This is a genomic window from Thermosynechococcus sp. M98_K2018_005 (assembly GCF_015295825.1).
Taxonomy (GTDB): Bacteria; Cyanobacteriota; Cyanobacteriia; order Thermosynechococcales; family Thermosynechococcaceae; genus Thermosynechococcus.
Genome location: NZ_DVEH01000072.1, coordinates 1 through 24,075 on the forward strand (window position 1 = coordinate 1; position 24,075 = coordinate 24,075).

19 protein-coding genes are annotated in these 24,075 nt (G+C 55.2%); 11 read left to right on the plus strand and 8 right to left on the minus strand.

The features are described from left to right. Positions 1-114: 114 nt before the first annotated feature. From leuC to IGQ15_RS09535, 4 genes are all read right to left on the minus strand, one after another. Entirely contained in the window at positions 115-1,518 is a 1,404-nt protein-coding gene (gene leuC, locus IGQ15_RS09520) for a 3-isopropylmalate dehydratase large subunit (RefSeq protein ID WP_297051183.1), read from the minus strand. Between the two features lie 24 nt (positions 1,519-1,542). After that, positions 1,543-1,839: a hypothetical protein gene (locus IGQ15_RS09525; protein WP_297051184.1), complete on the minus strand. Its 297-nt coding sequence runs from the start codon at positions 1,837-1,839 to the stop codon at positions 1,543-1,545. A 461-nt stretch (positions 1,840-2,300) separates the two neighbouring features. Beyond that, positions 2,301-4,181 carry a glutamine--fructose-6-phosphate transaminase (isomerizing) gene (gene glmS, locus IGQ15_RS09530; RefSeq protein WP_297051187.1) on the minus strand — a complete coding sequence of 627 codons (1,881 nt, stop codon included), beginning with the start codon at positions 4,179-4,181 and terminating at the stop codon, positions 2,301-2,303. Between the two features lie 45 nt (positions 4,182-4,226). After that, entirely contained in the window at positions 4,227-4,502 is a 276-nt protein-coding gene (locus IGQ15_RS09535) for a hypothetical protein (protein ID WP_297051189.1), read from the minus strand. Positions 4,503-4,879: 377 nt separating this feature from the next. Between IGQ15_RS09535 and IGQ15_RS09540 the strand changes: the two genes are divergently transcribed. Next, the gene (locus IGQ15_RS09540) at positions 4,880-6,373 is read left to right on the plus strand and encodes a UDP-N-acetylmuramoyl-L-alanyl-D-glutamate--2,6-diaminopimelate ligase (RefSeq protein WP_297051191.1); all 1,494 of its coding nucleotides are present in this window, start codon (positions 4,880-4,882) and stop codon (positions 6,371-6,373) included. A 41-nt stretch (positions 6,374-6,414) separates the two neighbouring features. Then, the gene (locus IGQ15_RS09545; RefSeq protein ID WP_297051193.1) at positions 6,415-7,887 is read left to right on the plus strand and encodes a helicase C-terminal domain-containing protein; all 1,473 of its coding nucleotides are present in this window, start codon (positions 6,415-6,417) and stop codon (positions 7,885-7,887) included. Here the strand turns inward: IGQ15_RS09545 and larE are convergent. Beyond that, on the minus strand, positions 7,859-8,671 hold the full coding sequence (gene larE, locus IGQ15_RS09550) for an ATP-dependent sacrificial sulfur transferase LarE (RefSeq protein ID WP_297051195.1): 813 nt from the start codon (positions 8,669-8,671) through the stop codon (positions 7,859-7,861). The genes IGQ15_RS09545 and larE overlap by 29 nt on opposite strands. A gap of 153 nt (positions 8,672-8,824) precedes the next feature. Between larE and IGQ15_RS09555 the strand changes: the two genes are divergently transcribed. Further along, positions 8,825-8,965: a photosystem II reaction center protein Ycf12 gene (locus IGQ15_RS09555; RefSeq protein WP_011057084.1), complete on the plus strand. Its 141-nt coding sequence runs from the start codon at positions 8,825-8,827 to the stop codon at positions 8,963-8,965. A 29-nt stretch (positions 8,966-8,994) separates the two neighbouring features. On the opposite strand, the gene recJ is transcribed toward IGQ15_RS09555, so the two are convergent. Further along, positions 8,995-11,184 (minus strand): single-stranded-DNA-specific exonuclease RecJ, encoded by a 2,190-nt coding sequence (gene recJ, locus IGQ15_RS09560; protein ID WP_363315838.1) that lies wholly within the window; start codon positions 11,182-11,184, stop codon positions 8,995-8,997. Between the two features lie 269 nt (positions 11,185-11,453). On the opposite strand from recJ, the gene IGQ15_RS09565 reads away from it, so the two are divergent. After that, positions 11,454-13,049: an iron uptake porin gene (locus tag IGQ15_RS09565; protein WP_297051199.1), complete on the plus strand. Its 1,596-nt coding sequence runs from the start codon at positions 11,454-11,456 to the stop codon at positions 13,047-13,049. Positions 13,050-13,141: 92 nt separating this feature from the next. Here IGQ15_RS09565 and IGQ15_RS09570 read toward each other — a convergent pair whose 3' ends face one another. Then, positions 13,142-13,237, minus strand: a complete 96-nt coding sequence (locus IGQ15_RS09570) for a GTP-binding protein (protein ID WP_297051201.1) — start codon at positions 13,235-13,237, stop codon at positions 13,142-13,144. 109 nt (positions 13,238-13,346) lie between these two features. Between IGQ15_RS09570 and IGQ15_RS09575 the strand changes: the two genes are divergently transcribed. Together IGQ15_RS09575 and IGQ15_RS09580 are read left to right on the plus strand one after the other, a co-directional pair. Beyond that, on the plus strand, positions 13,347-14,087 hold the full coding sequence (locus IGQ15_RS09575; RefSeq protein ID WP_297051202.1) for a DUF561 domain-containing protein: 741 nt from the start codon (positions 13,347-13,349) through the stop codon (positions 14,085-14,087). After that, the gene (locus IGQ15_RS09580) at positions 14,065-15,075 is read left to right on the plus strand and encodes an RsmB/NOP family class I SAM-dependent RNA methyltransferase (protein WP_297051204.1); all 1,011 of its coding nucleotides are present in this window, start codon (positions 14,065-14,067) and stop codon (positions 15,073-15,075) included. Before IGQ15_RS09575 ends, IGQ15_RS09580 begins: the two co-directional genes overlap by 23 nt. Here IGQ15_RS09580 and IGQ15_RS09585 read toward each other — a convergent pair. After that, entirely contained in the window at positions 14,997-16,106 is a 1,110-nt protein-coding gene (locus IGQ15_RS09585; RefSeq protein WP_297051206.1) for a hypothetical protein, read from the minus strand. The two genes, IGQ15_RS09580 and IGQ15_RS09585, sit on opposite strands and share 79 nt — an antisense overlap. Before the next feature lie 42 nt (positions 16,107-16,148). Here IGQ15_RS09585 and glgP point away from each other — a divergent pair, with 42 nt between their 5' ends. From glgP to IGQ15_RS09610, 5 genes are all read left to right on the plus strand, one after another. Further along, the gene (gene glgP / locus IGQ15_RS09590; protein ID WP_297051208.1) at positions 16,149-18,737 is read left to right on the plus strand and encodes an alpha-glucan family phosphorylase; all 2,589 of its coding nucleotides are present in this window, start codon (positions 16,149-16,151) and stop codon (positions 18,735-18,737) included. Between the two features lie 351 nt (positions 18,738-19,088). Further along, a complete protein-coding gene (locus tag IGQ15_RS09595; protein ID WP_297051210.1) occupies positions 19,089-19,388 on the plus strand; it encodes a hypothetical protein in 300 nt (99 codons plus the stop codon). Between the two features lie 102 nt (positions 19,389-19,490). Then, positions 19,491-21,956: an ATP-binding cassette domain-containing protein gene (locus tag IGQ15_RS09600; protein WP_297051212.1), complete on the plus strand. Its 2,466-nt coding sequence runs from the start codon at positions 19,491-19,493 to the stop codon at positions 21,954-21,956. Positions 21,957-22,163: 207 nt separating this feature from the next. Next, the gene (locus IGQ15_RS09605) at positions 22,164-23,078 is read left to right on the plus strand and encodes a fatty acid desaturase family protein (protein WP_297051214.1); all 915 of its coding nucleotides are present in this window, start codon (positions 22,164-22,166) and stop codon (positions 23,076-23,078) included. Next, a partial coding sequence (locus IGQ15_RS09610) for an alpha/beta fold hydrolase (protein WP_297051216.1) occupies positions 23,075-24,075 on the plus strand: 1,001 nt, incomplete at its 3' end. The genes IGQ15_RS09605 and IGQ15_RS09610, both read left to right, overlap by 4 nt.

Here is a 24,075-nt window from a genome sequence, read left to right on the forward strand (position 1 = left end):
ATAAACCGATAAACCGCTCCTCCCCTTGTCTCTATTATTTAGGAGGCTGACTTCACACTTCAGGGAAGGTGAAGGGGCTGATAAAGAATTTGAGATCTATTAAAGAGCAGGACCTCAAAGAAATGCCCGCACGTCTGTAACTTCACCCGTAATGGCTGCGGCGGCCACCATCGCTGGACTCATGAGGAGTGTCCGTCCCGCTGCTGATCCTTGGCGTCCTTTAAAGTTGCGATTGGAAGACGAGGCACTGATCTGACGCCCTTGCAGTTTGTCAGGGTTCATGGCAAGGCACATCGAGCAACCGGGATTGCGCCATTCAAACCCTGCGGCTTGGAAAATGACATCGAGACCCTCCGCTTCGGCTTGCGCTTTCACCCGTTCTGAACCGGGGACAACGAAGGCTTTGACACCGGGTTTGACCTTGCGCCCTTCGACAACTTTGGCAGCCTGCCGCAGATCACTGATGCGGCCATTGGTGCAACTGCCAATAAAGCAGACATCAATCTTGGTTCCTTGAATGGGCTGCCCCGGTTGGAGATCCATGTAGGCATAGGCTTCAGTAGCGATCGCCCGTTCTGCCTCCGGTAAACTCTCGAGGGTGGGCAAGGTCTCATCCACCGCAACGCTTTGGCCAGGGGTAATGCCCCATGTCACTGTCGGTGCAATATCCGCAGCCGCAAATGTCACCACATCATCGTATTCAGCATCGGCATCACTGGCTAGCGATCGCCACCAGGCCACCGCCTGATCCCAGTTTTTGCCTTGGGGCGCAAAAGGCCGACCTCGCAAATAGGCAAACGTAGTCTCATCGGGGTTGACATAACCACAGCGGGCACCCCCCTCAATCGCCATATTGCAGACTGTCATCCGCTCTTCCATGGACAGCTGGGCAAAGGTACTGCCAGCAAACTCATAGGCATAGCCGACACCGCCCTTGACACCAAGGTGGCGAATAATGTGCAGGATCACATCCTTGGCATAGACCCCAGGGCCAAGGGAGCCATTGACTGCCACTTTGCGGACTTTTAGCTTATTGAGGGCAAGGGTCTGCGTGGCCAAAACATCCCGCACTTGACTGGTGCCAATCCCGAAGGCGATCGCGCCAAAGGCACCGTGGGTTGAAGTATGACTATCCCCGCAGGCGATCGTCATCCCCGGTTGCGTTAACCCCTGCTCAGGGGCAATCACATGGACAATGCCCTGACGACCGGAGCCAATCCCAAAAAAAGGAATATTGTGAGCACGGCAATTCGCCTCAAGGGCTTGCAGCATCTCTTCGGCAAGGGCATCCTGAAGAGGACGCGCCACCGTATCTGTCGGCACAATATGATCCACCGTCGCCACGGTTCGCTGCGGATACAGCACTGGCAACCCCCGCTCCCGCAGCATGGCAAAGGCTTGGGGACTCGTGACTTCGTGAATTAGGTGCAGGCCAATAAACAGTTGTGTTTGCCCTGAAGGCAGTGTAGCCACCGTATGCTGTTCCCAAACCTTATCGAAGAGTGTGCCGCGACTCATAGACTCGCCAAACAATCCAGTCTATCAATTATAGGCAAAAGGAAGAGATGCAGTACAGTGATTATACAAGGCAAATACCCAAACAACCGCCTGTAGATGATGGGCAAGAATGTCCTGAACAGCATCGCCAACAGCTCTTGGGCTATTCACTGTGACAGCAGACAAGAAATCTTCCTGTGAGTTTAAGAGTTCTTTGATGTTTTCGCTATTTTCTTCAATCTGACCGACTCTTAGCACCCTAGAACGTATGTCTTTTTTTCCATTGATGCTGATATCTCTCCTAGGGACAAAAGCTCTGGTTGGTGAGATAGCTGGTCGCACTGATACTGCTTTTCCGTAGAACGTCCTTGGTCATTGAATGTGTTTTTTTCCCAAAACACACCATCAGCATAGCCCTGAATTGAAGCCTCTACTTCAGCCATTTCAAGGCGCTTCTCTGCTAGACAAGCATTAGGTCTCATCCAGTTCAACCCCCAAAAAACGCCTACCGAGCTTCTTGGCAACGCATTCCAATACCCGAAAAACAGCCTTGGGGCTATGACGTCTTTCTAGTGTCTATACCGTCCTGGGACTCAACTCTCCCTTCTCTGACGCTTCCCCGCTCGCTCTCCGTCAAGCTGACCCCCCATCCTCACACGCCACCCGAGAGTCAAACCCCCTCTCATCGATCTACACCACCGTTTCCTCGCCATGACTCTCTACTCAGGTGGAAACTTGTACGCCAAATCGCTGGAGGGTGGCGCGACTGACCTGAAAGATGTGAAAAGGGCTTTATCTGAAGGCTACTCAACGGTTACTGACTTGGCGAGGTTGCGGGGTTGATCCACATCTAAGCCACGACGAGCAGCAATATGATAGGCCAACAGTTGCAGGGGCATTACCGTCAGGATGGGGGAGAGCAGCTCATCAACCTCGGGTACGGGTAAGAGGTTATCAAAGGTGTGCTGGGCTTCGGCCTCGTCAAGGGGGGTGACACCAATGAGACGGGCATCGCGGGCACGGGCTTCTTGGGCGTTGGAGAGGACTTTCTCAAAGACACTGCCGGGCATGGCGATCGTGACCACTGGCACTTTGGCATCGAGGAGGGCGATCGGGCCATGTTTCATCTCACCCGCAGGATACCCCTCGGCATGGATATAGCTAATTTCCTTGAGTTTGAGGGCACCTTCGAGGGCAATGGGAAAGTTGATGCCGCGTCCCAAAAAGATAAAGTCTTGGGTCTCAGAAAAGTCATGGGAGAGGGCTTCAATATAGCGTTCTTGGCTCTCTAAGATTTGCTCCATCTGGGCAGGCAATTGGCGCAAGCCAGTGACTAGTTCCGCTAAACGGGAGCGATCGCAAGACTGACGTTGCCATGCCAATTCTAGGGTCAGTAGATAGAAGGCCATCAACTGGGCAACAAATGTTTTTGTGGCGGCCACACCAATTTCAATGCCGGCACGGGTATCAATAATTTGGGGCACCAGATGCCCTAGACTACTTTCCGGGCGATTGGTAATCCCCAGCAAACGGGGTTGGAGAGCGCCATCGAGTCCTTGGCGGCGTTTTAGCTCCATCTCTAGAGCGGCAAGGGTGTCGGCTGTTTCCCCAGACTGGGTGACACCAATGGTCAGGGTATTGGGTAGCAGGGGCGGCGGTGCATAGCGAAACTCTGAGGCATATTGCACACTGGTGGGAATCTGAGCCACCTGTTCGAGGAGATATTTGCCCACAAGGCTGGCGTGCCAACTGGTGCCACAGGCAACAATTTGAATGTGCTGGAGATTTTCGAGGAGGCGGGGGTCTAGGTGCAACTGCACCGGGCTAAAGGGACTGTCCACCTCCCAATCGGCTCGCAAATAGTCTTCTAAACAGGTGCGCACCACCCCCGGCTGCTCATAGATTTCCTTGAGCATGTAGTGCTTAAAACCTTGCTTTTCGACCATGACGGGGTTCCAGTTGAGGGTGCGGGGGGTTTTGCGCAGGCGATGTCCCGCAAAGTCATAGACCTCAACCCCTGTGGGCGTCAGCCGAGCCAGTTCACCATTTTCCAGCGGCAATACAGCACGGGTATAGGGAATAATCGCTGGGGTATCGGAGGCGCAGAAGAATTCCCCTTGGCCAAAACCAATCACAAGAGGAGCCTGTTGCCGTGCCACGATCAATTCATCCGGGTAGTCCGCACAGATAACGGCGATCGCAAACGCGCCTTCCAATTGATGGACGGCTTGGCGCACGGCTTCTAGGAGACCATTGGCAGTGGGGGTCTCAGGCAACGCTTCGGCAATCAGGTGGGGAATGACTTCTGTATCGGTCTCGGAGCGGAAAATGTGCCCCCGCGCTTGGAGTTGCTGCCGCAGGTCACGGTAGTTTTCAATGATGCCATTTTGCACCACGGCTAGGCGATCGCGACTGTCGCGATGGGGGTGGGCATTGTGCTCCTCTGGTTTACCGTGGGTCGCCCAACGGGTGTGGCCAATCCCAACATGGGCAACAATGTCACGCTGTTCAACTTTTTCGGCTAAGTTGTGGAGTTTGCCCTTGGCGCGCACACAGAGGAGTTCGCCCTCATTGAGTGTGGCAATGCCAGCGGAATCATAGCCCCGATATTCCAGCTTTTGTAGCCCCTGAAGCAGGACTTGTGCTGCTCGCTGTGGGCCAATATAACCAACAATGCCACACATAATCTATAGACCTCGTAATCTGAATCTGAGAGAAACAGGAGTGCTCTAACGACGGCTGGCAAATTGCGGCAGTTCCACCTGTGACCGTTTGAGAGGAAGTCGTGAGCGGGAGGCAAAGCGTTCTTTGGTGAATTCGGCTTGCCACGGTTGAATCCCAATGGGTTGAATCGAACGCGGATGGGAAACTGCAGGCATGGTGATCGCGTCTAAGGGTTTCGAGGCGGTTCTTGAGGCAACCTGAACTCGGTGAACTGTCCTGTGCCAAGAGGTTTCTATCTGGCGGCGAGAATTGGCGATCTCCTGCCATTCTTGATCATCCATGTTCCACTCTACTTTGTGCCACTTACTCATCACTCAACACCCACACCTTGATGACATCTTGTAATTTGGATTTTTATGAACTAGGTTATCGGAATTTTAACAAAACGCAAGCTTTGGGCAAAAATTGTCACAGGATGCCACAGAGACAGCCTGTAACTCCCGTCACCTGCTGTGTTGAGCCATTACGCCAATCCGCTAGGGTCCATGCGCTTTCAGTGCAACTCAAGACACTTTACAAACTGGTACGTGCCTAGGCTTCATCTCCGCTCGCAACGTTCCTCATTCATGCAGCGGGGTCGTTCATTTCCGTATCTTTCACAGGCGAGTGCCGTAGTGCCACAATACCCTAAACGGCCTATCACTGGAGATGGACAGCCATGAACCTACGGGAACTCCTGACAGCGGCAGCGATTACGCCGAGTTTTGAGCATCCTGCCCTCGATCAAGAGGTGAAGTCCCTGAGGACGAATTCTTGGGAGTGTCAGTCTGGCTCGTTGTTTATTGGTATGCCCGGCACGCGGGTGGACGGGGGCAATTTTTGGCCGAGTGCCTTGGCAGCAGGGGCGATCGCGGCAGTGGTGTCTCCTCAAGCCAAACCCCCTGAGGGAGAGGCCTGTGTAATTGTCGTGCCCGATATTGAGCGTGCCTGTGGTCGGCTCGCGGCTGCTTTTTATAATTACCCCAGCCAACATCTCAGCCTGCTAGGGGTTACGGGTACCAATGGCAAAACAACCACCACCCACTTAGTGGAACATCTCCTCAACAGTGTGGGCTATCCAACAGCACTCTTGGGAACACTCTACAGTCGGTGGCCGGGACACTGTGAGATTGCCAGTCATACGACGCCCTTTGCGGTCACCCTTCAGGAACAATTGGCGGCAGCAGTTGCGGCGGGCTGTCGGTTTGGGGTGATGGAGGTGAGTTCCCATGCCTTAGCGCAGGATCGGGTGTGGGGCTGTCAGTTTGAGGTGGCGGCTTTTACCAACTTGACCCAAGATCATCTGGACTATCACCGCAATCTGGAGGACTATTTTGCCGCTAAGGCCAAGCTCTTTACTACTGACTATCTCAAGGGTCGAGCGATTCTCAATGGCGATGATCCTTTTGGCCAGCGACTGGCTCAGCAGTTGCCGCGCGATCGCTACTGGACCTATGGCCTAAGCGAGAATGCTGATTTTCGGGCTGAGCCTCTCAACTATCGCGTCAATGGTGTGACGGGCACGGTTTATACCCCTATCGGTAGCGGCACCTTAGACTCGCCCTTGGTGGGACAGTTTAATGTGGCCAATGTGCTGGCAGCGATCGCCATGGGGGCAGCCGTGGGACTCCCCCTAGAATCAATGCTCAAGGCGATTCGTGACTTTGCGGGGGTACCGGGGCGCATGGAGCAGGTGCGCATCAGCCCAGACCAAGAGATTACGGTTCTTGTGGATTATGCCCATACCCCCGATAGCCTTGAGAACTTGTTGAAAGCTGCCCGTCCGTTTATTCCCGGTAAGCTGATCTGTGTCTTTGGCTGTGGGGGCGATCGCGATCGTACCAAGCGTCCCCAAATGGGAGCCATTGCCGCTCGCCTTGCGGATCAAGTGGTGGTGACATCCGATAACCCGCGCACTGAGGATCCCCGCCGCATTCTTGATGACATCCTAGCTGGTATCCCACCGCAAACGCCGCTGATCGTTGAGGCCGATCGCCGCCAAGCAATTCTGCAAGCGATTCTGACCGCAGCCCCCGGCGACGGCGTGATCATTGCCGGTAAAGGCCATGAGGACTACCAAATTCTCGGGACTGAAAAAGTTCACTTCGACGATCGCGAAGAAGCCCGCACTGCCCTCGAACAGCGACGCAAACAACGACTGGATCAGGGCTAACGTGCCACAATAGGGGATTGTTGTTCCACAGCGAGCAGATTGTGATTGAGGCAGAGGTTCACCGCCAATTACGGGCATTTTTACGCAGCAGTGGCGATCGCCGGTGGCCTCACCATCTCACCTTGGCGCGGCTGGTTGCCCGTGCCCTGCGGCTGCAGCGGGGGTGTTTACTTCAGGTTAGCCAGCGCGCGGTGTTGCAACATCGCTATGGCCTGAGTTATTTGTTGCCGCTGCTGTTGTATCCTGAACCTGCTCTGCTCGTCGTCCCCCAAGAGCGACTGGCACGACTACTGCACCAAGAAATTCCTGAACTCCTCACCTTCCTTGCGGTTACGAAACCGATTCAGCATAGCCAATGCCCGCAGCCAGCCTTTGAGGGGGTGCTCGTAATGAGCCTCGACGACTGGTGTCGCCACGCCACCGCCCACCCCAATGTTGTCACGATTATTGATGGCATTGAAGCCTTGCCCCAAATTGCCCAGCAGCAGATGACCTGCACAATTACCGCCAGCGATTGGGAGCACTTGAAACTAGCGATTCCCAGTGCCGTTGGTGCCATTCGCCAAGTTTATGCCCAGTTGGTGCAGCACCTCTTTCAGCGGCCTCAGAATCCCTATGGCGACTATCTGCTCACCCCCACAGAACAACAACCTCTCCTTGAGCTGCTCCATCAATGGCCGCAGGCACTGCCTCCTCAATGGTCGCAATTGCGGGACTACCTCAACCGCAGTGACACGGTGATTTGGGGACGGCGCCACCCCACGGTGGGTTACTTCAGCCTCCAAGGACACCCCCTCAGTTTCCGCCCCTATTTTCAGCATCTTTGGTCACAGGCGCCTTTTGTCCTCATCGGCAGTGGACCCGATACAGACTCCCCTTTAGCCTATGTGCAGCAGGAACTGGGGATTCCGCCCCAAACGACGATTAAATTTGCTAGCGATCGCCACAGTGAAGCGATTACCCTTGCGATCGCCGAAGACTTGCCTCTCCCCAACACCCCGGAATTTGCCCCAGCAGTTTTGCGACGCCTCTACGATCTCATAGGCACGATTGGCCACCGGCGGGCGGTGATCCTCGTTAGTGATATGCCCCTACGGGAACAGTTGGCCACCCAATTGGCTGCCCTCTACGGTTCACGGGTACAGGTGGAGACGACGACCCTCGACACGAACACGATTTTAGTGACCGGAGAAACCTTTTGGCTGCGTCATGGGGCACAGTTGCCCTGCCCGGCGCTATTCGTCTTAACGACGTTGCCCTTGCCCTCGCCGGAAAAAGCGGTGGTGAGTGCCCGCATTGAATGGCACAAGCAGCAAAAACAGGATTGGTTTCGCCAGTATCTCTTGCCAGAGTGCTTGATGGTGCTGGATCGGGCCCTTGCCCCTGTGCGTCAGGATGAAACGCTGGTGGCCATTTTGGATCGGCGGCTCACGGAGCGCAGCTATGGCCGGGAAATTCTTCAGAGTCTCAGTCCCTACAACCGCGTTAGCGATCGCGCCCAATCACCGCGTTGAGTTTGCCACTGCGAAAGCCCTCCAGATCCAACGTGACATAGGTAAAGCCAAGGGATTGGAAGTGGTTCACCAGTTGCTCCAGATCCGTCATTGTCACAAAGTCGGCAATCTGCTCTTGGGGCAACTCAATGCGAGCTGTATCCCCATGACTGCGGACGCGGCACAGTTCCCAGCCCTGCTTTCGCAGGTAGTATTCGGCATTGCCCACCCGTTGCAGCTTGGCAAGGGTAATTTCTTCACCGTAGGGAAAGCGGGAACTGAGGCAGGGTTGGGCGGGTTTATTCCACCACGGCAGCCCTAGGGATTTGGCAATTTCTCGCACCTCGAGTTTGCTAATCCCCACCTCGGCTAGGGGCGATCGCACCCCCCGCTCTTTGGCCGCAGCAATGCCGGGACGATAATCTTGGAGATCATCGGCATTCACGCCATCGAGAATATAGTCATAGCCCCACGCCTGAGCCAATTCCCGCAGGCGATCGTGGAGTTCACTCTTGCAAAAGTAGCAGCGATTTACGGGGTTGGTGGCGTAGTTGGGGTTGTCTAGTTCATGGGTTTCAATCAGTTCATGGCGAATGCCAATGGCCGCCGCCTGAATGCAGGCATCCTCTAGATCTGCTGGAAATAGGGAAGGGGACACCGCCGTGACGGCCACAGCGCGATCGCCCAAGACATCCTGAGCAACTTTAGCCACGAGCGTACTATCAATGCCGCCAGAGTAGGCAATCAAGGCTTGATCGAGTTCACCAATGAGATCCCGTAAGGCCGCTAGTTTGTCCACGCCCATCACCGACCGATGTTCCGAGAATTCTGCTCCTACAGTTTAGCTTAGGGATAGAAGCAGCAGGCTCAAGCGCCCATTAACCAAATGCTGCGAGTGCTCCCCCCTGCTCTAAAATAAAATCACGAACTGATAACCGCTGATTGCTCGGGAGAACCTATGGGAATTTTCAATGGCATTATTGAGTTTCTTAGCAATATCAACTTTGAAGTCATTGCCCAACTGACCATGATTGCCATGATTGGCATTGCAGGGCCGATGATTATTTTCCTGTTGGCGGTGCGTCGCGGCAATTTGTAGGCCATTTCTTTAATTTCTTTATTCAACACTTATGAAGTCCCCCACGTTTGGGCTAGCCGTGCCAAATCCTTGGCTTGCAGTTGATACCAGCGTTGCAATCGTGCCAGTTCTGCGGCAATGCTCAGGGTGGGGGCAAATTCTTCACAGTCATAGCCCAGATGCCGTAGGATCGCTACAAGCGTACAGGGGGCAATCCAATAGGTTTGACTCAAGGCTAAAAGATTCACCTTGGTCTCTTTTTTGAGGTCATTTTGAATTGAGAGGATAAGGGTTGTCAGGGGGGCGATCGCGGGTCGTTGGTACCCCACATAAACAATTTCTGGTTGGGCAATGGCCAATAGCCAACGCAAATGGGTAGAAGAGGGCGGCAGTGACCAGAGAATGAGAGTGCGACAGCGATCGCGGGGGCGATCGTAGTGAATGGTTGCCGTGGTTAAGTTCGGGGGCACGTCAGGGCGGCCATAGCCATAGAGCAAGACATTGTCGCGCAACTGCGGTAGGAGCATTGTCAAAGGCGGGAGGGGTTGCCAACGGGGAATCGGGTGGCTCGGCGGATCAGGGACGTGCCACGCCAGTGAGGGTTTGACACCCTTGAGTTCCAGTTCCAACTGGGTTTCACCATTCCAAGTGTGGGCTGTGAGGTGATAGGCAATATCGACCGTGGTGGGCAACGGAAAAAATTGTCCCCAGCCCCAAGCCTTAGCGGTCATCTGCTGCCCATTCTGCTCTAGGGTGAGTTTGAGATGTTCCCCCTGCTGACCCATGGGTACTTGTTCGAGAATCTTGACCCCGCGACTACAGAAAATCGGCTGGGGATTCTCACTGCCAAAGGGTTGCAGTTGCTCCACTTGGGTGTAAAAGTCCCATGTCAGTTGCTCAAAAGAGACTTCGGCATCCAGGGTGACAAGGGGACGCAGATCCTCTGGTTTGAGACAGGTTTGGGCAAAAGCGCGCAGGCGATCGCGCCAAGCCGCTAAATGCTCTGCCCGTAGGCTAAACCCTCCGGCTGCCCTATGACCGCCATATTTCAAGAGCAAGTCCTTGGTTGCCTCAAGGGCCTCAAAGACATGGAATTCGGGAATACTGCGAATTGAGCCGCGAATTGTCGTCTCATCCTCATAGGTGCCAATAAACACCGGTACGCCGTAGCGCTCCACGAGACGGGAGGCCACAATGCCAATGACCCCATGGTGCCAGTTGGGCTGGACGATCACTAACACCCACTCCTGCTGGGGATCAAAGCCCGTCTCTTCCAGGTGGGCGATCGCCTGGCTCTCAATCTCAGCACAGAGTTCCTGACGGCGGCGGTTCGTTTCCTCACAGAGGGTGGCCAGTTCCAGAGCACGCTGCGGATCCTCTGTGGTCAGCAGGTCAATCACCACTTGGGGATCGCCAATACGGCCAATGGCATTGATGCGCGGTCCAAGGCGAAACCCCACTGCTGCCGGCGTAAGGGAGGTGTTTTCTGCAGGTAAACACCCTGCCATTTGCATCAGGGCTTGGATGCCCACAAGGGGCGAGGTGGGAATGGTTTGCAACCCCTGCTTCACCCAGCGGCGATTCACGCCTGTCAAAGGCGCTAGGTCAGCGATCGTCCCAAGAGTACACAGTTCCCGCAATGGGCGCACCAGTTCCCGCCAGTTGCCCAGTCGTTTTGCTAGGGATAGAGCAAGGGTATAGGCCATCCCCACCCCTGCAAGGCTATGGTAAGGAGAAGTGGGGGGCACCAGTTTGGGATTGAGAATGGCATCGGCAGGGGGCAGTTGGGGTGGTATATCGTGGTGGTCAGTCACAATCACTGTCAGTCCTAGTCCCCGTGCCCTGAGAATCGGCTGGAAAGCAGCAATGCCGTTGTCCACCGTGAGAATGAGTTTGACACCCCGGTCGTAGCACTCCTGCACAATCCGCTCATTGATGCCGTAACCTTCCTGCATCCGCGAGGGAATCTCATAGTCAATGTTCGCTCCCAGATGACGCAGCGCACGCAATAGAAGGGCAGTGCTGGTCATGCCATCGGCATCGTAATCGCCACAAATGGTCATTTTGTCACCCTGGGCGATCGCCCGTTGCAGCAATTCCACCGCTAAATCAAGGTCAGGAAAGACGGTGTTGGGAGGCGGTAGTTCTAGGGTTTCGGGTGCGAGAAATGTCCGGACGGCGGTAGGTGTCGTGAGACCCCGCCGCAGATAAATTTCGGCTAGGGATGAGGGGCAACCCAAGGCCTGCCTCAAGGCGTCACAACAATCAGGATCAACCGGAGGAAAAAGCCAACGTTGCTGGGGAAGAGCACCCATGATGCGGAGGGGGGAGATAGGCAGAGGGATAACCCCAATGCTAACTTGAGCGTGGCTTTGGTTGACAGGGTCAAAGAAGTAGAATGATAATCATTACTAAATTGTTATTCAGCTTGGGTTTCTTCGTTCCCTAGCGTCACTTTTAGGAACTGAGTTCCTAAAGGCTTTTTGGGTGTGAGGTCAGGAGATTCGTCATGCAAAAATCCCTAATAAAAATCATGGTGGGTGCCCTTGGTATTCACGTCGCCCTCATGAGTTCAGCCGCTGTTGCTGAACCTCAGATGCCCGCTCGCGCCAGCATGGGACAGGTGACCTCTGTCTCCCAGCTTTCCGATGTGCGCCCCACTGATTGGGCTTACCAAGCACTGGTCTCCCTTGTGGAAAAATACGGCTGTATTGCCGGCTATCCCGATGGCAGCTTTCGGGGCAACCGGGCGCTGACGCGGTTTGAAATGGCTGCGGCTTTGAATGCCTGCCTCGATGTGGTCAGCGATCGCTTTGCCACCAAGGAAGACTTAGCAAAGTTGGAACGGCTGATGAATGAGTTTGCTGCTGAACTAGCGACCCTACGCGGACGGGTGGACAACCTTGAAGCCCGCACTGCCAATCTCGAAGCGACGCAATTTTCAACAACCACACAGCTCTCTGTGGATGCCGTGATGGCCTTTCAAGCGGGTGGCAATACCCGCCAAGTCCTTGACCCCGTCTCTGGGAATACGTTCACTGGGGGCAGCTACAATCCCACTGTGATTAGCCGTGTGGAAATGAACCTCAATACCAGTTTTCGCGGTACCGACTTACTGACCACGACCCTTGAAGTGGGTAACAACGGGCTGGATACGTTTGGGGCAACAGGAATTGGCACCAGCGGCCTCATTGCAGGCGGCTCTGTGGATTACGCTGGAGGGGAATCAAGCGTCAATCTCTTCCGTCTTTTCTACAGCTTCAAACCCACAGAGGATTTAACAATTGGTGTAGGGCCGCAGTTTTATCCCAGTGATATTGTCGATACCAATAGCTACGCGAACGATTCTTTCAGGGATTTTAGTTCCAATTTCTTTATCAACAATCCGCTGATTGTGCCCTATGCCGTCAATGATCCCGGTGGGGCGGGTGTCAGTATCGAATGGAAGCCGGGGGGAGGATTCTTCACGCTGCGCGGTGTTTATGTGGCTGCTGAAGCGGGAGCACCGACGGGGGTTGCTACGGGAGGGGGGCTTTTTGGCGATCCCTATCAGGGAACGGTGGAATTGGAGTTTGCCCGTACCTTTGGTGCCAATGAACGGAACAACTTTGCCGTACGTTTGCAATACACGAATTCGTCCTCAGGGAACATCTCCCAGAATGCGGGAGGAATCAATGTGGAACTGACCCTAGGCAAGTTTGGCCTGTTTGGTCGCTATGCCTACTCCGATATGAAGCTCTATGGCGATGGAGCAACCATTAATGGCTTGGGGCCATTTGCTGTCGATCCGGAGGTCTTTGTTATCCCCGCTGGCGGTCGAGTGAACACCACAGCGCAAACATGGATGGCGGGTTTGGCCTATCGGGACTTGCTGGCGGACGGATCGCTATTGGCGGCGGCGGTGGGTCAGCCCTTTATTAACTCGTTGGGATCAGCACCGGGCATCAATGATTCCACCCAAACCAACTATGAACTGTTTTTCCGCTATCCCCTCAGTGACAATATCTCAATCACACCAGTCTTTATGGCGATTACCAATGCCAACAATAGCGCCACCAATAGCCCCATTTTCCAAGGGTTGATCCGCACCACGTTTAGCTTTTAAAGGAGACGCGCCCTAAAGGCTGGGCGCAGTTGGCTCTCATTGAGGTTGCGGCCAATAAAGCTGATGACCAAGGGGACGACCTACGAATGTCCTCATCCCTGAAGAAGGTTTGGATGACGGGTGCGGGAGAGGAGTGTGGTTTTACCGGCGCTCAAGTAGCCAGTGAGCACTGTAACGGGAACGGTCATAGGATGAACGACAGCTAGAGACTCTAGGGGCTTAACAAATATCACTCACAGTCATTGTGAAAAGGGCTGTAGGATAAAAAAATGCACAACTACGGAAAGTGTCAAGTCTATGCTGCATCCGCGTTTAGCCGCTGCCTTTGAGCAGCGTTCTGTTCTTAAGATTATTAGTGGCCTCAACAATTTTGATCGCGATCGCGTGCGGGCGGTGGTGACTGCTGCCGATCAAGGGGGCGCCACTTTTGTCGATATTGCTGCCGCTCCTGAACTGGTGCGCCTTGCCAAGGAACTGACGACGCTGCCCGTTTGTGTGTCTGCGGTGGAGCCATTACAATTGCTGAATGCCGTTGCCGCTGGTGCCGATCTTGTTGAAATTGGTAACTACGATAGCTTCTATGCCCAAGGGCGGGTGTTTAGTGCTGAGGAAGTGCTGGTGTTGACGCGCCAAACTCGCGAGTTGCTGCCCCAAATTATGCTGTCGGTAACCGTGCCCCACACGCTGCCTTTGGATCAACAGGTTGCCCTCGCTGAGGCCTTGGTGGCTGCCGGTGCCGATGTCATTCAAACCGAAGGGGGGACGAGTAGCCAACCCCACCACAGTGGCACCTTGGGTCTCATTGAAAAAGCAGCGCCCACATTGGCGGCCGCCTATGAAATTTCCCGCGCCGTTGCGCTGCCGGTGCTGTGTGCTTCGGGGCTTTCGACGGTGACGATTCCGCTAGCGATCGCTGCTGGGGCTGCGGGTGTCGGGGTCGGCTCTGCCGTTAATCAACTCAATAGTGAAGTGGCCATGGTGGCCAGTGTACGTGCCCTCGCCGAAGCGGTCAAAGGTGCCATTGCCATCCACCGCTAAATCTGGGGTGAAGCTCTCCCGATTGGCTGTGGCCTGTGCCAACCGTCTCTTTGAGACGGCCAGCGATCGCGGAGCCTCCCCTTCCGGCGATCGGGAGCGTTTTTTAGAGGCTCTCACCACTCCCCCACCCTACGCCGCCACGGTGCTTTGGTGTCGGGAGCCAACTTCCCCCTTGCCCTTTGAGCCATTGCCACCCCTTCCTTGGCAGCCCCCTTGGGTGAGTCGCTTTGCCCCCGGCAGCCGTACCGGTCAACACCCTCTCCATGAGGCGGGTGCCTATTATTGCTTGGATAGCTCATCGGTGTTTGCGGCGGTTCCCTTGCTGATGCTGCCCCAAGAGCCGTCCTTGGTGATTGATGTGTGTGCGGCGCCCGGCGGCAAGGGCCTCTTTGCTTGGCGATCGCTCCAACCCCGTTACCTTGTGTGCAATGAAACCATTGGCAAACGGGTGGGAATGCTCATTAGCAATCTCAAACGCTGCCGTGTCCATCCCGTGGGCGTCACCGCTTGGGATACTGAAGTGCTGGCTGCTGAGTTTCAAGCCACTGCCGATGTGGTGATTGTGGATGCCCCCTGCTCCGGCCAATCCCTGCTGGCCAAGGGACAAAAAGCCGACGGGTGCTTTCATCCCCTGACGATTCGCCATAACCAACGGCGACAAAAGCGGATTCTGGCGGCAGCAACTGCCCTTGTGCGGCCAGGGGGATGGCTGCTCTATAGCACCTGCACCTTTAGTCAGGATGAAAACGAAGACGTAGCGGCTTGGCTCATGGCCAAGTTTCCGCAGTGGGCTCCTCAACCCGTGCCGGCGCTGGCGGCTTATCAATCCCAGCTAGCAGCCTTTCCCTGCTATCGGCTGTGGCCCCACCAAGGGGAGGGGGCAGGTGCCTTTACAATTCTCTGGCAGCATCAGGGTAAGGGGGCAGCAAACCCACTACCTGATTTGGGCGATCGCTGGCGCTGGCAATCTAGCTCCCAACCGGCATAGGTAATGGCAGCAAACGCATTTTGATCTAAACACCGCCCAAAAATGCGACTACTGGCGATTGCCGCGCGTCCCATCAGGGTTACTCCTAAAAGCTGCCCTTGGCGATTGATAACCACTTGACCTAAGCTCTGACCCTCAGGATTAAACTGCTGAATCTCCCACAGTTGAATGGGTTCCCTAAGGCGCTGCTGCGCTTGCCGCGCATTCCAACCGACGCGGGCAATGGGAACAGGGAGAGCAATCCACCAGGGCTGGCAACGGTAGTCGAGGCTCATGGGTTGCCGCTGCAAAATCTGGCGGGCGATCGCAAAGGCCTCAAAGTAGGTCAGGGAGGGCAAATGGTATCCCCGCTGCCAACCGCCACAGGCATAGACTTGGGGGTGACTGGTGCGCCCTTGGGGATTCATCCGCAACCACCCTTGAGTATCCTGCTGGAGGCGGTGCAGGTTCAGAGGGGCTGGATCGGGGGCTTTACGCTTTCCCAGCAGGGGAACCTTGAGACCGAGGCCACTTAGGGCAGCGTGCAGGCGATCGTTGAACCACGCATCTTCTGTGGCCACAAGCGGCAGACCTTGTCCATCGGGCTCCGAGCCTTTGCCAGACCAGTGGTGCCAACAGGCCAGCTCAATCCTGCTGAGGGCGTCCATATCATGAGCATCCATTGCCGCAGGCGCATCAAGGAGTAAATAGCCTCGCGCATAGAGGCGATCGCCCCCCACCCGAAAATGACAGCGGGGCTGCCAGACAAATTCCCCCGCCCCTGTGATGACATCGACCCCCACCAGTTCCAAGACCCTAGGGGCATAGCATCGCTGTCCGTGGCTGAGATGGGCTTGAAAGTGCTGCCACTGCTGAGCATCCAACCTTTGGGGGGGAAACTGCGACAGCCACCAGCGTTGCCACTGCCATTGCCACTGCGCATCAGCGGCTGGGATCACAAGACCAATCCGCCCCAAGGCGGCACACCGATAGGCAATCTCTAATGCTAAGGGACTCGCCGCCACAATCAGCAAATCATACTCAAAGCGCATAGGAAATTTAAGAAGATAGAAACGACGACACTGGCAGCCGCTATGAAGCCCATCCGCACGTTTAACGTTCGTCCCCACTTGCCGCAACGTTTGGAACCCCTGCGGGAACTGGCCTACAACCTCTACTGGACGTGGAACACGGAGGCGATCGCCCTCTTTCGCCGCCTCGACCCAGAACTGTGGGAGCAAACAAACCACAACCCCGTCGCCCTCTTGGGACGCATTCGCCAAGATCGCCTCTTGGATGCGGCTGCCGACAACGGCTTTTTGGCACAGATGGAGCGGGTGATCAGCCAATTTCAAGAATATGCCCAGCCTGTGCAGACGTGGTACCAGCAAACCCGCACCCGCACCGATGGCGAGTGTATTGCCTATTTTTCCCTTGAATTTGGCCTCACAGAGTGCCTGCCAATCTACTCGGGGGGCTTGGGGGTCTTGGCGGGGGATCATCTCAAATCCGCCAGTGACTTGGGACTTCCCTTGGTGGGGGTGGGGCTGCTCTATCAAAAGGGCTATTTTTCGCAGTACCTCAGTGCCGATGGCTGGCAGCAGGAGCGCTATCCCAGTAATGATTTTTATACCCTGCCCCTGAAGCTGATCACGACTCCCCAGGGCCAAGAACGCCGCATTTGCGTCGATTACCCCAATCGGGACGTGCAAGCACGGATCTGGCAAGTGCAAGTGGGTCGGGTTCCCCTCTATCTGTTGGATACGAATTTGCCGGAAAACAGTGCCTACGATCAGCAGATCACCGATTACCTTTACGGCGGTGATGTGGATCTGCGCATCCATCAGGAGATGCTGCTGGGCATTGGAGGAGTACGCCTGCTCCGCAGCTTGGGGTTGCGGCCAACGGTCTATCACATGAATGAGGGGCACTCGGCTTTTTTGTCCCTGGAGCGGATTCGTCAACTGATCACCGAAGACCATCTCACTTATGATGAGGCCTTGCAGGTGGTGCAGGCCAGCCAAATCTTTACCACCCATACTCCTGTGCCGGCGGGGATTGATCTATTTCCTGCCGATAAGGTGACCTACTATGTCGGCCACTATGCGGAGGCATTTAACCTTTCGCAGCAGGAGTTTCTCTCCCTTGGCCGCGTGAATCCAGGGGCTTTTCAAGAACCCTTTAGTATGGCGAACTTGGCCATTCATACCGCCAGTTTTGTCAATGGGGTAAGTGCGCTCCACGGTGAAGTCTCCCGCCAAATGTTCCAAGGCCTGTGGCCCAATCTGCCGCTGACGGAGGTGCCGATTACCTCGATTACCAATGGCGTCCATGCCCGCAGTCGCGTTTCTGAACCGCTGCAATACCTGCTGGATATTTACCTTGGACCGCAGTGGTCTGATGCGCCCTTGGCGGATCCTCTCTGGTCGCGGGTCAGCAGTATTCCCGATGAAGAGTTGTGGCGTATCCATGAGATTTGCCGCTATCAGTTGGTGATGTTTGTGCGATCGCGCCTGCAACGGACGCTCGAAGAGCAGGGCGCCTCTAGTGCTGAATTAAGGCAAGCGGCAGAAGTGCTCGATCCAACGGCCTTGACGATTGGCTTTGCCCGCCGCTTTGCCACCTATAAACGCGCCACTCTCTTTTTGCGGGATGTGGAACGCCTGCGGCGGATTTTATTGGGATCAGTACCGGTGAAAACAGGAGCGAAGCAGCGACGGCCGATTGTCCAGTTTGTGATTGCGGGTAAGGCACACCCCAAGGATAATCCCGGCAAAGAACTGATTCAGGAAATTATTCACTTTACGCGCCAAGAGGGCATGGCCAACCACATTGCCTTTATCCCAGATTACGATATGCACGTGGCAAAAATGATGGTGGCGGGGTGTGATGTCTGGCTCAATACCCCTTTGCGACCTCAGGAGGCCTCGGGGACCAGTGGCATGAAGGCGGCTATGAATGGGCTACCGAATCTGAGTACATTGGACGGTTGGTGGGATGAGGCGGACTATGTGAAAACAGGTTGGGCGATTGGCCACGGCGAAACCTATGACGATCGCCACTATCAGGATCAAGTGGAAGCCAATGCGCTCTATGAGCGGTTAGAGCGGGATGTCATTCCTCTCTTTTACGATCGCGATGAAAATGGCGTGCCGCGCGGCTGGGTGCAAAAAATGAAAGCCGCCCTCTCTTTGAATACGCCCCAATTTAATACCGCCCGCATGGTGCGCGAGTATGCCCATCGTGCCTATTTCCCCGCTAGCGATCGCTACTTTATCCTCAAAGAAAATAACTATGCCGCAGCCAAGGAACTGGCTCGCTGGAAAGCCCATGTCCTTGAACATTGGTACTCGATTCAGATTATCCATGTTGAAACCTCGGCTGAGCACAACCTTGAAGTCAACGAACTTGTGGAAGTGAAAGCCGTGATTGCCCTCGGTGCCCTATCGCCAAGTGATGTGCAGGTGATTGTGTTCCAAGGGCGGGTGAATGAGGCCGGTACCCTAGAGGAGGCCTGTCCCACTCTGATGACGTTTGTGGGTACTACCCCTGAAGACCATAGCCTTTACACCGCTGAAATTAGCTATGACACGAGTGGCCACCAAGGTATTGCCCTACAACTGCTACCGCGCCACGCCTATTTGAGTCATCCCTACGAAATGGGACTGGTTTTGTGGGCTTAGGAGAGAGTCAGGTTGCGATTAACGGATCAGCAAGTGCAGCAAATTTGCCAGATAGTGGCGGCGCTGGTGGGGACCGAAGCTGAGGGGTGGTTGTTTGGTTCGCGAGTGGACGATTGCCTCAAGGGCAGCGATGTGGACCCATTGAGCCTCCTGCCCTTGTCAGTGCCCGCCTCGGTGCCAAAATCAGCCGTGCTATGGGAGGTCGTAACGTAGATATTGTTCTCTCGGCACCCAATCTCCAGCGCCAATCCATTCATGATTGGGCTCGACAAACGGGAATCCGCTTGCAATGCTAAGTCCGCAACTTCAGGAACGGCTACATCACCTGTGCAAATCGGTGGAGCAAGAAGTGTGACCGATCAACGCCTCTTTCAGGAACCCTTTACAGCAGAACGGGCGGCACAATTGGAGGAAGACATTGATCTTGCGGAGCGCGTGGATGCTTTTGTGGCACGCTTTGGCCACCTTCAAGATCCTCTAGAGAGCAAGCTCTTGCCCGCCTATCTGAGTGCGAACCAGTGGCGACTTTCTTGGAAAACCTTGACCGTGCTGGGCGGCTCGGCCTTGTGCCCGATGCAGATGCTTGGTTTACAATGCGGTAACTGCGCAATCAAATGGTTCACGATTACATTCGAGATGCGGCCGTTTTAGCCACGAGTTTGCAAGCCGCCCATGAGTTTGTCCCTGTCCTGATTGAAACTGCGACTCAGTTCTGTCAACGCATCAAAGAGGTGTCCCCTTCCTAAATGGCCTATGCGATCGCCCCCCCCAAAAACGGTTGTTGATCGACCCACCGTCACCCTCACCCTCGAAAGTCAGGGGAAAACGCTGACCTATTCCCTCACCCAACCCGAGCATCGCCTAGGGCGGGATCACCAGTGGGCAGATTTAGTCGTGCCCGATGATCCCCTGTGGTCAGTGATTTCCAGCCGCCATGCCGTTTTTCAGCAACAGGGTGCAACCTACTACCTCTGGGATGGAGATGGCCATCAACGCCGCAGTACCAATGGCACCTTCTACAACCGACGCCGCATCGGCATTGAAGAGGGGTTTGCCCTTGGTGAAACCCTACGCCTAGAAATTGGCCAAGACCCGAAAAACAAAGTGCAATTGCTGGTGCAGATACAGTTTTCGGGGACAGCCAGTCCACCGCCCTTGCCACAGCAGCGCCGCCTTGTCCTCAAAACCCTCAAGGAATGGCCGCTGACTTTGGGGCGCGAAGCCAGCAACAGCTATCAGCATTGGCAACTGGATGCACCCACGGTGTCTTTGCGCCACGCCAGCATTGATCGCACCAGTGCCGGCCTCTACGTCCTACGGGATTTGGGCAGCAGCAACGGCACCTATGTCAACGCCAAACTCCTCAAAGACCCCTACACGCTCCGCAATGGTGATCAGATTCGCATTGGACCTTTTGTCCTGCTCTACCACCACGAGACCCTAGAGATTACGGATCAGGGCAGTCACATTCGCATTGATGCTTGGGGATTGGAACGACGGGTAAAAACCCCAGCGGGCGATCGCCCCCTCTTGCAAGATGTCTCCTTTGTGGCGGAGCCGACGCAGCTTGTGGGTATTGTCGGTGGCAGTGGGACGGGGAAATCCACCCTCTTGAAAGTGTTGATGGGGCTGGAGCCCCTTCAGGCAGGACAGGTGCTGCTCAATGGTCTCAATCTGCATCGCAATCTTGCCACCTACCGTCACCAAATTGGTTATGTGCCCCAAGATGATATTGTCCATACCCGCCTCACGGTGGCCGAGGTCCTGAACTATGCGGCCCAACTGCGCTTACCAGCGGATACCGATGCCCAAAACCGCAAAACAGCCATTCAACGAGTTCTTGAACAGGTGCAGTTAGCGGGGACTGAAGACCAACTGGTAGCGAGTCTCAGTGGTGGTCAGCGCAAGCGGGTGAGTATTGCCGTTGAGCTATTGGCTAATCCCAAGCTCTTTTTCCTTGATGAACCCACCTCGGGTTTGGATCCGGGGCTAGACTTTTTGTTGATGCAGTTGCTGCGGCAATTGGCAGATGAAGAACGCACGATTGTCTTGGTGACCCATGCTACGAGTCATGTGCATTTGTGCGATCGCCTGCTGGTTCTAGGTTCGGGTGGGCGTCTTTGCTATTTCGGCCCCAGCGATCAGGCTCGGCAATTCTTTCGTCCAACGGGCGATCGCCCCCTGAATTCCATAGCTGAAATCTATGCCCTCTTGACCGCCCAAAATAGTGCCGAATGGAGTCAAAAATTTCGCCAATCCACGGACTATCAACGCTACCTTGCCAGCCACCTCAGCATGGGGCATCACTATGGGAGCACCAGTGTTTTGGGGGGCGAAAACCGTGCCAGTGCCGAACCCCCTCCCCAACAGCCAGCACCACCTCACCTCTATCAATGGCGGGTGTTGTGTCAACGCCAGTGGCAACTCCTGTGGCGCGATCGCCTCAGCCTTGTCTTGAATCTGATTAGCGTCCCCATTGCCCTGCTACTCACCCGCTTTGCCATTGATCGCTCCCCCTTTGTCCCCCAAGATCCCCCCGGTCTGCTGCAAGCGGCTCAAACGCTGCGTATTCTCTTTGTCTTTACCTGTGCCTGTCTTTGGGTGGGACTCTCCGGCTGGGCGCAAGCCTTGATTACAGAGGTGGCCATCTACCGCCGCGAACGCCTTGCCAATCTCAGTCTCTGGGCCTACATGGCAGCCAAACTCACCCTTGGCAAGGGGATGGCTTTGGTACAAACCCTGCTCATTACCCTGGTGGCACTGTTGGCCTTTGGCCTGCCGAAGGGTGCCCTCCTCCCTTGGCCTTTGGGGTTTGGTATCACTACCTTCCTGACACTGGTGGCCAGTCTCTGTCTGGGGCTTTTGATCTCCGCTGCTGTGAACAATAGCGATCAAGCGAGCAAGATTTTACCGCCATTGCTCCTGCCGCAAATTATCTTTGCCGGCGTCCTCTTTAAGCTCACAGGAATTGCAACGGCGCTCTCTTGGCTGACCATTGGCCGTTGGACGATGGGTGCTTATGGTGCCTTGATTGACGTGAATGGCATGGTACCGCCGCCCCTTGATTTTGGCCTTTTTGAACCACCGCCTCAGCCCTTTGATCCGACGCCTGTCTATGCCCCCACTTGGCGTAATCTGCTGCTGAATTGGGGACTGCTGATTCTTCACAGCCTGATATACACGGGCGTAGCCACGTATCTGCAACGGCGCAAAGGCTAGTAGGGTTCTTTTATCACCACAAATAGCACTGGTAGCCTCGTCACGTTAGTCGTGAGGTCAGCTTACAGAGAATGAGAGATGTTGATGTTCCAAAAACTGGTATCCATAAATACAACCACTCCCGATCAAATCAGTTAGCTTAGTAGATTAGCCTCCTGTTCCAAGTATTCCCTAACATTCAGTTCAAAGCTATTGAGACGAGCACCAATGACCCGATCTGCGAGTTCCCCTAGCCTGCTCTCTATTGCTGAGCTGCAAGACCTCAACCAACGCAGCAATTGGGCTGGCCTCCGACAGTTAACCCTCCATCTAGGCATCATCCTTGTGAGTGATGCAGTGTGGCTGACCCAACTGGGGGAGCGCTGGTGGTTGGCGATTCCGGCTCTGTTCCTCTGTGGCACTAGTTTAGCGACGATGTTTGCCACGCTCCATGAGTGTTCCCACCGCACGGCCTTTGCCAGTCAACGGTTGAATGATGCGGTGGCATCGTTGGCGGGGCTGCTGTGCTTTTACAACAGCGATTTTTACCGTCGCTATCACAAATGGCACCATCGCTACACGCAAATTCCCGGCAAAGACCCAGAACTCGATGATCCCAAGCCCACGAACTGGTGGGAGTATCTGTGGGAACTGAGTGGCTTGCCTTGGTGGTGGGGCAAACTGCAAACCTTCTGGAACCTGCTCCTTGGCCACTGGCAGCGCTATCCCTACATCACTCCTGAGGCAGGTCCTGAGGTAATCCGCTCGGCACGAATGCAACTGTTGGTCTATGGGGGGGCAATCGCCCTTTCGGTGGCCTTGGGCTATCCTTGGTTTGTCTTGGCTTGGGTCGTCCCCTTGGCCGTGGGTCAGCCCGTACTGCGGTTCATTTTGCTGGCGGAGCATACAAATTGCAGCAATGACAATAATGGCTTAACGAACACCCGCACCACCCTCACCCTGTGGCCAATTCGTCTCTTGATGTGGAATATGCCCTACCACACGGAGCATCACCTCTATCCCTCGATTCCTTTCCATGCCCTTGCCAAGGCGCATACGCTGCTGAAGCCCCATCTAGGGCACTGTGTCTCGGGCTATTTCCAAGCGCACCGCCAAATTGTGGCGCAGTTTAAGCAAGCATGACGGTAGGGACATGGCAAACTCACAACTTTCCCCTTGCCTGTGGCGTGACGTTGCCGACCCTGAAATTGGTCTATGCCACCTATGGGGAGTACCGGGGGAACAATGCCATTCTTTACCCCACTTCCTACGGTGCCCAGCACCCCGATATTGATTGGCTGATTCACCCCAACGGTATCCTCAACCCCCAAGACTGGTTTGTAATCATTATCAATATGCTGGGGAATGGCCTATCTACCTCCCCGAGTAATGATCGCCACTGTGGCCTGCGGGAAACGGGATTTTGGTTTAGCCATTGGGACAATATCCGTGTCCAAGCGCAGCTTCTTGAAGAAGTCTTTGGCATTGAGCGGCTGGCCTTGATCTATGGCTGGTCGATGGGGGCACAACAGGCCTATTATTGGGGGGTGCATTTTGGCGATCGCGTCCAACGAATTGCTGCCCTTTGTGGCACCGCCCGCACCACGGATCACAATCGCCTCTTTTTGGAGAGCCTGCGGGCAGCCTTGACAGCAGATGCAGCGTGGGATGGTCAGCGGTTTCAGGGCATTCCTGAGCGGGGGTATCGCGCCTTTAGCTATATCTATGCTAGTTGGGCAGTCTCCCAAGCCTTTTACCGCCGAGGCATCCACCGCCAGTTGGGCTATGCCTCCCTAGAGGAGTATCTACAGCAGGGCTGGGAAGCGAATTATCGCCGTCGTGATCCCCATGACCTATTGGCGATGATCGACACATGGCTGAACTGTGATGTCGGTTCCCTCCGTCCCGATGGTGACTACACCGCTGCCCTTGGGCAAATTACTGCCAAAACCCTCGTGATGGCTGCCAGTACTGACCTTTACTTTACGCCAGAAGACTGCGAGGCAGAGGCAAAACGCATCCCCAATGCCCGTTTTCAGGTGATTGATTCGATTTGGGGGCACCGCGCGGGCAATCCTCTCCAAAGTCCTGCGGATGCTGCGGTGATTCGCAACGCTGTGGCGGCACTTTTGGCTAGTTC